The following is a 7,715-nucleotide window of genomic DNA, read 5'->3' as shown; positions in this document are numbered from 1 at the left end:
GGGCTAGACGAAAAATGGGCGCTGCGAGGCGCCCATTTTTCATTGTTCGTCCCACGAGCCTCAGCCCCACGGACCGTAGGTGAAGGGCTTCTTCCCGCCTGGGGTGTCCGAGGTGTTGCCGCTTTGGCTAACGTGGCCGGCCTTCTGGCCAGCTTGCGCAGACGAAGCCGCTGGTTGCTGGCCCCCCGGAGTGCAAAGGGGCCGCCTGCGCGTGTGGCGCCGCCTCCTGAGCCTGTTGCTTCGCGGCCATGTCATCCATGATGGCTTGCAGCACTTCGGCATTGAAGAGCGGATGACGCGAAGCCTCGCCCGGCGTGAGAACCGGCGAAACGCAGCAATCGATCGCTTCCAGACGGTCGATCCATGTCTGCAGTCCCTCGGATTCGATGATTGCCGCCAGCTCGCGCGTGAGCGCCGCGGCGTCCGAGCCGCCGATCGCCTGGCCTAGGCTCCAGTGCCGCTCGGCCCAGTCGTCGCGGCCGATGGCGTGGCAAAGCGTTTGCCAGAATTTCAGTTCCAATGCGCCGACGGCAAGCCATCGGCCATCCTGCGTGCGGTAGAGGTTGTAGCAGGGCACGCCGCCGTTTAGCAGGCCGCCACCGGGCTGCAGTGCCGCGGCGTCGTCGTTGGCGAGCGCGACCTGGGCGATCACGTTGTGCGCGTAGCTCGAGTGCGCCATCGAAACGTCGACGAACCGGCCGTCACCGCCGCGCGCGACATGCCAAAGCGCCGCGAGAATCTGCGTGACCGCGCTGAGCGCCCCGCCCAGCAGGTCGGCGATCTGGAAATTCGGCAGCACCGGCGCCCCGTCGCGGGTGGCGAGCTGGTCGAGCACGCCGGCATACGCGACATAGTTGATGTCGTGGCCCGGATGGCCGGCAAACGGTCCGGTCGAGCCGTAGCCCGTAATCGCACAATAGACGAGCTTGGGGTTCACCTTGCGTAATGCCTCATAGCCGACCCCGAGACGCTCCATCACACCGGGCCGAAAGCTCTCGACGAGTACGTCGGCGTCGCGCGCCAGCGCGAGCAGCACGGCGCGGCCGCTCTCGGTCTTGAGGTCGACTCGCGTCTCGCGCTTGCCGCGATTGACGAGGCGATAGAACACGCCGGGGCGCGCAGCCACTTCGTCGACCGCGCTTTGCATCATCACGCGCGCCGCGTCGCCCGCTCCGGGCGGCTCGATTTTCAGCACGTCGGCGCCCATCTCCGCGAGGCGCAAGGTGGCCACGGGCCCGGGCAGCAGGCGGGTCAGATCCAGTACGCGAAGGCCCTGCAATGCAGCGGGTGACGGCACTCGTGGCTCCTGGGCGAAAAAGTGGCGAAAAGCGGCTGGCGGCGCAACGGCTACACGACGCGCTAGCCGATCTGCTCGAGTTCCTCGTGCGCGTCGAGCCATTGCGCTTCGAGCGTCTCGAGGCGCGACGCGACTTCGGCCTGGCGGCGAATCGCATCGGTCAGGCGGCTCTTCTGCTCGGGCTCGTAGCTCAACGGATCGGCGACGAAAGCATCGAGCGCGCTCTTTTCGCCGTTGAGGGTATCCATTTCGTTTTCGATCTTGCTGATTTTCGCCTGCAACGGCTTTTTCAGGTGAGCGACTTTCTGGCGTTGCTCGGCTTCCTGACGGCGCTGCTCCTTGCGGTTGACGCCATCGCCCGCGTTTGAGCCATTGCCGCCGTTCCCGGCATTCGCCGTGCCGGCCGAGGCTTCCTTGAGCGCCGCGCGTTGCTCGGCCGCATGCTGGAGCAGCCAGTCGCGGTAGTCGTCGAGATCGCCGTCGAACGGCTGCAGGCGGTGCTTCGCCACCAGCATGAACTGATCGGTGGTGGCGCGCAGCAAATGCCGGTCGTGCGAGACGAGGATCAGCGTGCCTTCGAACTGTGCGAGCGCCACGGTCAGCGCGTGGCGCGTTTCGAGGTCGAGGTGGTTGGTCGGCTCGTCGAGCAGCAGCAGGTTGGGTTTCTGCCAGATGATGAGCGCGAGCGCGAGGCGCGCCTTCTCGCCCCCCGAAAACGGCGCAATGGGCGCTGTGGCCATCTCGCCCGGGAAGTTGAAGCCGCCGAGAAAGTCGCGCAGCTCCTGCTCGCGCGTGTCGGGCGCGAGGCGCGCGAGATGCCGCAGGGGCGAATCGTCGGGACGCAGGGTTTCGAGCTGATGCTGCGCGAAATAGCCGATCTGCAGGCCCTTGCCCGTGCGCAGGTCGCCTGAAAGGGGTGCGAGCGTGCCCGCGAGCGTCTTGATGAGGGTGGACTTGCCCTGGCCATTCGCGCCAAGCAGGCCGATGCGCTGGCCGTTCTGGATCGACAGGTTGACGCCCTCGACGATGGGCGTTTCCTTGCCGTCCTCGGCGCGATAGCCGCAGCGCACGTCTTCCATCACGAGCATGGGGTTGGGCGCGGAGTCGGGCGTGCGGAACTCGAATGTGAACGGCGAGCTGGCGTGCGCGGGCGCGATCAGCTCCATCTTTTCGAGCGCCTTCACGCGGCTTTGCGCCTGGCGCGCCTTGGTCGCCTTGGCCTTGAAGCGGTCGATGAAACTTTGCAGGTGCGCGACGGTTCGCTGCTGCTTCTCATAGGCGCTTTGCTGGAGCGCCAGTTGTTGCGCGCGCAGGATCTCGAACTGCGAGTAGTTGCCGCCGTAGCGTTTGACCTGCTGATTTTCGAGATGCAGCGTGACGTTGCAGACCGAGTCGAGGAATTCGCGATCGTGCGAGATCACGACGAGCGTGCCGGGATAGCGGTGCAGCCAGTCTTCCAGCCAGACGATCGCGTCCAGATCCAGGTGGTTCGTGGGTTCGTCGAGCAGCAGGAGGTCGGAGCGGCACATCAGCGCCTGCGCAAGGTTCAGGCGCATGCGCCAGCCGCCCGAGAAGCTTGCCACCGGCTGGCGCGTTTGCTCCAGCGTGAAGCCGAGGCCGAGCAGCAGTGCTTCGGCGCGCGCGGGCGCGGTGTAGCCGTCGGCGTCGGCGAACGCGCCGTGCGCTTCGGCCTCGGCGGCGCCATCGTGCGCGGCCGAGGCCGCGGCGATGCGCGCCTCGATTTCGCGCAGTGCGGCGTCGCCATCGAGCGTGTAGTCGAGCGCGGTGCGGTCGACGGCCGGGGTTTCCTGCGCCACGTGCGCGATGCGCCACGACGGCGGCAGCGAAAAGTCACCGGCGTCGGCATGCAGTTCGCCGCGCAGCACGGCGAAGAGGGTCGATTTGCCCGCGCCGTTCGCGCCGACGAGACCCGCCTTTTCGCCGGGGTTCAGCGTGAACGAGGTCTGTTCGAAAAGCGGCTTGGTGCCACGGGCAAGAGTGAATTGATTGAAGCGGATCACGACGGCGCCGGCAGGAAGAAAACGAAAGAAAGCGCTATTTTAGCCGGGTAGCGAGCCGCGCCGGCGTCGGCCGTTCGGCTAGCCGCGTGGTCGAGTGCGAATTCCACTCGTTCTCACGTAGACTGGCGCTTTTCCACGGGAGAGCCAGATGACTTCGATCTATTCGTTTTCGGCGCAACCGCTCGGCGGCGGGGAGCCGGTGAGCCTCGAACGCTATACGGGCAAGGTGCTCCTGATCGTCAACACGGCGAGCGAGTGCGGTTTCACACCCCAGTACGCCGGCCTGCAGAAGCTGTACGAGCAATATGCTGCGCGCGGGCTCGCGGTGCTCGGCTTCCCGTGCAACCAGTTCGGCAAGCAGGAGCCCGGCGACGCCGCGCAGATCGGCGGTTTCTGCGAGAAGAACTACGGTGTCACGTTCCCGATGTTCGAGAAGATCGACGTGAACGGAGCGAATGCGCACCCGCTCTATCGCTGGCTCACGAGCGAGGCGCCGGGTCTTCTCGGGCTCGAAGGCATCAAGTGGAATTTCACGAAATTCCTCGTCGACCGTACCGGCAACGTGGTCAAGCGCTATGCTCCGGTCACGAAACCCGAGGCCATCGCAGTCGACATCGAAAAGCAGCTCTGAGCGCGCGGGGTGCCTGGCGCCACGCTAGAGGATCGGCGCGAATAGCCGCGCGAGATGCATGGTGATCTTGCGCCAGGCGGGCGCGTCGCGGTACTCGCTGCGGTCGATTTCGAACGTCTCGTCGAAGTCGCGCAGCAGCATCGCGTCGACTTCAGCGGCGAAGCCGCGATGCACGGTCAGCACCATGATCTCGAAGTTCAGGCGGAACGACCGGTTGTCCAGATTCGCGCTGCCGATAGCGGCGGCCACGTCGTCGATCAGCACGACCTTCTGGTGCAGGAAGCCCGGCTTGTAGCGGAAAATGCGGATGCCCGCGCGCACCGCATCGTAGGCATACAGCATCGAAGCCTCGAACACCACGTAATGGTCGCGCCGGCTCGGGATCATGATGCGCACGTCCACGCCGCGCAGCACCGCGAGGCGCAGCGCCGCGAGCACGGCTTCGTCGGGCACGAGGTACGGCGTCGTGATCCATACGCGTTGCTTCGCTGCGTTGATCGCCTCGACGAAGAAGAGCGAGCAGGTCTCCTGTCGGTCGGCCGGACCCGTTGGCAAGACGAGGCAGTGCATGTCGTCGCCGTCCCGCGGTGCGACCGTCGGCGGTTCGCAGCCGGGGAGCTGCTGGGTGGCCCAGTACCAGTCCTCCGTGAACGCGAACTGGACGTTCGCGACAGCCGGCCCGCGCAGTTCGATGTGCGTGTCGCGCCAGGGCGAGAGGCGTGGATTCGCACCGAGGTATTCGATGCCCACGTTGTGGCCGCCGACGAATGCGTGCTGGCCGTCCACCACGACGATCTTGCGGTGGTTGCGGAAGTTGAGCTGGAAGCGGTTGACGAAATGGCGCTTCGCGGAGAACGGATGGACTTCCACGCCGGCGTCCAGCAGCGCGCGCACGTAGCTGGAAGGCAGGTCGAAAGAGCCGATGCTGTCGTAGAGAAAGTACACACGCACGCCGCGTTTCGCGCAATGGACCAGCACGTCCTTGAGCATGTCGCCGAGCGCGTCGGCGCGCACGATGAAGAATTGCACGATCACGTAATGCCGGGCACGTTCGATCGCATCGAAGATGGCGGTGAAGGTCGCCTCTCCGTTCACGAGCGTGCGCACCGCGTTGCCGGGCACGAGCGGCATGCCGCCCAGGCGCGCGAACGTGCGGATCACGCGCGCACCCAGCTCGTCTGCCGACCATTCGCCGGCGCTGACGAGCTTGTCCCAATCGGGCGCGTGGGCCCGCGTGCGCAAGGTTTCATTGCGCAGTCGCCTTGCGTCGGCGTAGCCCGCGAACTTGCTGCGGCCGAGAAAGAGATACGGGATGAGCGTGAGGTAGGGCATCGCCGCGAGCGAGACGGCCCAGGCGATCGCACCCTGCGAGGTGCGTGTGTTCAGGATGGCGTGGCATGCCGCGACCAGCCCCAGCAAGTGGATGATCGCGAGCAGCGTGCCGAGGTGTGACCAGTCGAATGGCATAGATGCGTGGGACGCTCCCAGGGCCTGCGGCGCTGCCGGCCAGGCATGGCCGGAGGGGTCAATCTTACCGAACCCGCTGCGACGGCGGCTATCGTCCCAATCCTGCGCGCGACGAGACACGGCGCACAGGCGCCGCGTCTCATTCGCACATGACGGTCAGACCGGCAAGTCGCAGGCCTGGATCAGGAATACCTGATCGTCACCGGCGCTCGTCGAGAGCCACACGAGATCAAGGCCGCCAAACGCGGCTTCGACGTGCTCGCGCTCGTTGCCGATCTCGACGACCAGCACGCCGTCGTCGGTGAGCCAGTTGCGCGCATCCTTGATGATGCGGCGCACGATGTCCATGCCATCCGCACCGCCCGCGAGCGCCATTTCCGGCTCGTGCTGGTATTCGGGGGGCAACGCCTTCATCGAAGCGGCGTTGACGTACGGCGGGTTCGTGATGATCACGTCGTAGCGGCGCTCGGGCAGCGGTGCGTAGAGATCGCCTTCGAAGAGTGCGATACGCTCGTCCAGACCATGCTCGTGCACGTTGCGATGCGCGACTTCGAGTGCGGGCGCGGAGAGATCGACGGCGTCGATGTCGGCGTTCGGGAACGCGTGCGCCGCGAGAATCGCGAGGCTCGCGGAGCCCGTGCACAGCTCCAGCACTGCGCTCACCTGCTCGGGATCTTCCACATACGGCTGCAGGCCGTCTTCGAGCAGCTCGCCGATGAACGAGCGCGGCACGATCACGCGCTCATCCACGTAGAAGCGCAGGCCGTGCATCCACGCTTCGTGCGTGATGTAGGCGGCCGGCACGCGCTCGGTCGCGCGGCGCTCGATCACGCCTAGCACCTGGTCGACTTCCTCGGTCGTCAGGCGCGCGTCGAGAAACGGGTCGAGCAGGTCGAGCGGCAAATGCAGCGTGTGCAGGATCAGGTACGCGGCTTCGTCGTAGGCATTGCTCGAGCCGTGACCGAACGCGAGCTGCGCGGCCGAAAAGCGCGAGACGCCATAGCGCAGCAGGTCGCGCACGGTGGCAAAGGTGTTGGCTAGCGGATGAGGCATGTTATGGTCTCCAGAGCGTATTCAGGCAATCAGCTGTTCGAGCACGCGGCGGTACACGTTCTTGAGTGGATCGATGAATTTCACTTCGATATGCTCATCGATCTTGTGGATGCTGGCGTTGGGCGGGCCGAATTCGACCACCTGCTCGCACATGCGCGCGATGAAGCGGCCATCCGACGTGCCGCCCGTGGTCGAAAGCTCCGTGCTCACGCCGGTTTCGTCGTGAATCGCCTTCTCGAGCGCGTTCGAGAGCGCGCCACGCGGGGTGAGGAAGGGCAGGCCGCTCACGCTCCAGTGCAGGTCATACTCGAGGCCATGCTTGTCGAGGATCGCGTGCACGCGCTGTTGCAGGCCTTCCACGGTGCTCGCGGTCGAGAAGCGGAAGTTGAACATCACTTCGGCGTGGCCCGGAATCACGTTGCTCGCGCCCGTGCCGCTGTGGAGGTTCGACACCTGCCACGTGGTGGGGGGGAAATATTCGTTGCCGTCGTCCCACTTTTCGGCAACGAGTTCGGCGAGCGCAGGAGCGAGCAGATGGACCGGGTTCTTCGCGAGATGCGGATAGGCGATATGGCCTTGCACGCCCTTCACGACGAGCTTGCCCGACATCGAGCCGCGGCGGCCGTTCTTCACGCAGTCGCCGAGCGTATGCGTCGAAGTGGGCTCGCCCACGATGCAGTAATCCATCTTCTCGCCGCGCGCCTGCAGCGCCTCGACGACCTTCACGGTGCCGTCCGTGGCCGGACCTTCCTCGTCGCTCGTGATGAGAAAGGCGATCGCGCCGCGATGCTGCGGGTGCGCCGCCACGAACTCTTCGCTCGCCACCACGAAGGCCGCGAGCGAGGTCTTCATGTCGGCGGCGCCGCGGCCGTAGAGCACGCCGTCGCGGTGCGAGGGCTGGAACGGCGGCGAGCTCCATTGCTCGATGGGGCCGGTCGGCACGACGTCGGTGTGGCCTGCGAAGGCGAGCAGCGGGCCTTGCATGCCCGACGTGCCGCGCTTGACGGCCCACAGGTTCGTCACGCCGTTGGATTCGATGGTTTCGCATGCGAAGCCGAGCGCACCGAGGCGTTCGGTCATGATGCGCTGGCAGTGCTGGTCGTCGGGCGTGACGGACGCGCGCGCGATCAGGGCTTCGGTGAGGGCGAGGGTGGCGGACATAGGGAGACCACTTTCAATAAAAATGCCGGCGCCGCTGATGGAGCAGGGGCCGGCAACAACTTGTCATGACTGCGCGCACGCGCGG

At 65.9% G+C, this 7,715-nt stretch carries 6 protein-coding genes; 1 reads left to right on the top strand and 5 read right to left on the bottom strand.

Going from position 1 to position 7,715, the window contains the following annotated elements:
- Positions 1-127: 127 nt before the first annotated feature.
- Both BMI01S_RS26150 and BMI01S_RS26145 read right to left on the bottom strand, forming a co-directional pair.
- A complete protein-coding gene (locus BMI01S_RS26150; RefSeq protein ID WP_081723501.1) occupies positions 128-1,279 on the bottom strand; it encodes a CaiB/BaiF CoA transferase family protein in 1,152 nt (383 codons plus the stop codon).
- Positions 1,280-1,359: 80 nt separating this feature from the next.
- Positions 1,360-3,318: an ATP-binding cassette domain-containing protein gene (locus BMI01S_RS26145; RefSeq protein WP_028231870.1), complete on the bottom strand. Its 1,959-nt coding sequence runs from the start codon at positions 3,316-3,318 to the stop codon at positions 1,360-1,362.
- A 148-nt stretch (positions 3,319-3,466) separates the two neighbouring features.
- Here BMI01S_RS26145 and BMI01S_RS26140 point away from each other — a divergent pair, with 148 nt between their 5' ends.
- Entirely contained in the window at positions 3,467-3,949 is a 483-nt protein-coding gene (locus tag BMI01S_RS26140; protein ID WP_028211398.1) for a glutathione peroxidase, read from the top strand.
- A gap of 24 nt (positions 3,950-3,973) precedes the next feature.
- Here BMI01S_RS26140 and cls read toward each other — a convergent pair whose 3' ends face one another.
- The 3 genes from cls to dapE form a co-directional block, all read right to left on the bottom strand.
- Positions 3,974-5,416 (bottom strand): cardiolipin synthase, encoded by a 1,443-nt coding sequence (gene cls, locus BMI01S_RS26135; protein ID WP_028231869.1) that lies wholly within the window; start codon positions 5,414-5,416, stop codon positions 3,974-3,976.
- 156 nt (positions 5,417-5,572) lie between these two features.
- Positions 5,573-6,469: a 50S ribosomal protein L3 N(5)-glutamine methyltransferase gene (prmB, locus tag BMI01S_RS26130; protein WP_028211400.1), complete on the bottom strand. Its 897-nt coding sequence runs from the start codon at positions 6,467-6,469 to the stop codon at positions 5,573-5,575.
- 21 nt (positions 6,470-6,490) lie between these two features.
- A complete protein-coding gene (dapE, locus tag BMI01S_RS26125; protein WP_028231868.1) occupies positions 6,491-7,630 on the bottom strand; it encodes a succinyl-diaminopimelate desuccinylase in 1,140 nt (379 codons plus the stop codon).
- Between the last annotated feature and the right edge of the window lie 85 nt (positions 7,631-7,715).

It is taken from the genome of Paraburkholderia mimosarum LMG 23256 = NBRC 106338, assembly GCF_000739815.1.
GTDB classification, from domain to species: Bacteria; Pseudomonadota; Gammaproteobacteria; order Burkholderiales; family Burkholderiaceae; genus Paraburkholderia; species Paraburkholderia mimosarum.
Note: the sequence above shows the minus strand (reverse complement) of the source record. Positions and strands in the feature narration are given on the sequence as shown.

Coding starts and splice junctions, on each gene's coding strand:
- prmB (WP_028211400.1), bottom strand. CDS start 6,469: ATGCCTCATCCGCTAGCCAACACCTTTGCCACCGTGCGCGACCTGCTG.
- BMI01S_RS26140 (WP_028211398.1), top strand. CDS start 3,467: ATGACTTCGATCTATTCGTTTTCGGCGCAACCGCTCGGCGGCGGGGAG.
- dapE (WP_028231868.1), bottom strand. CDS start 7,630: ATGTCCGCCACCCTCGCCCTCACCGAAGCCCTGATCGCGCGCGCGTCC.
- cls (WP_028231869.1), bottom strand. CDS start 5,416: ATGCCATTCGACTGGTCACACCTCGGCACGCTGCTCGCGATCATCCAC.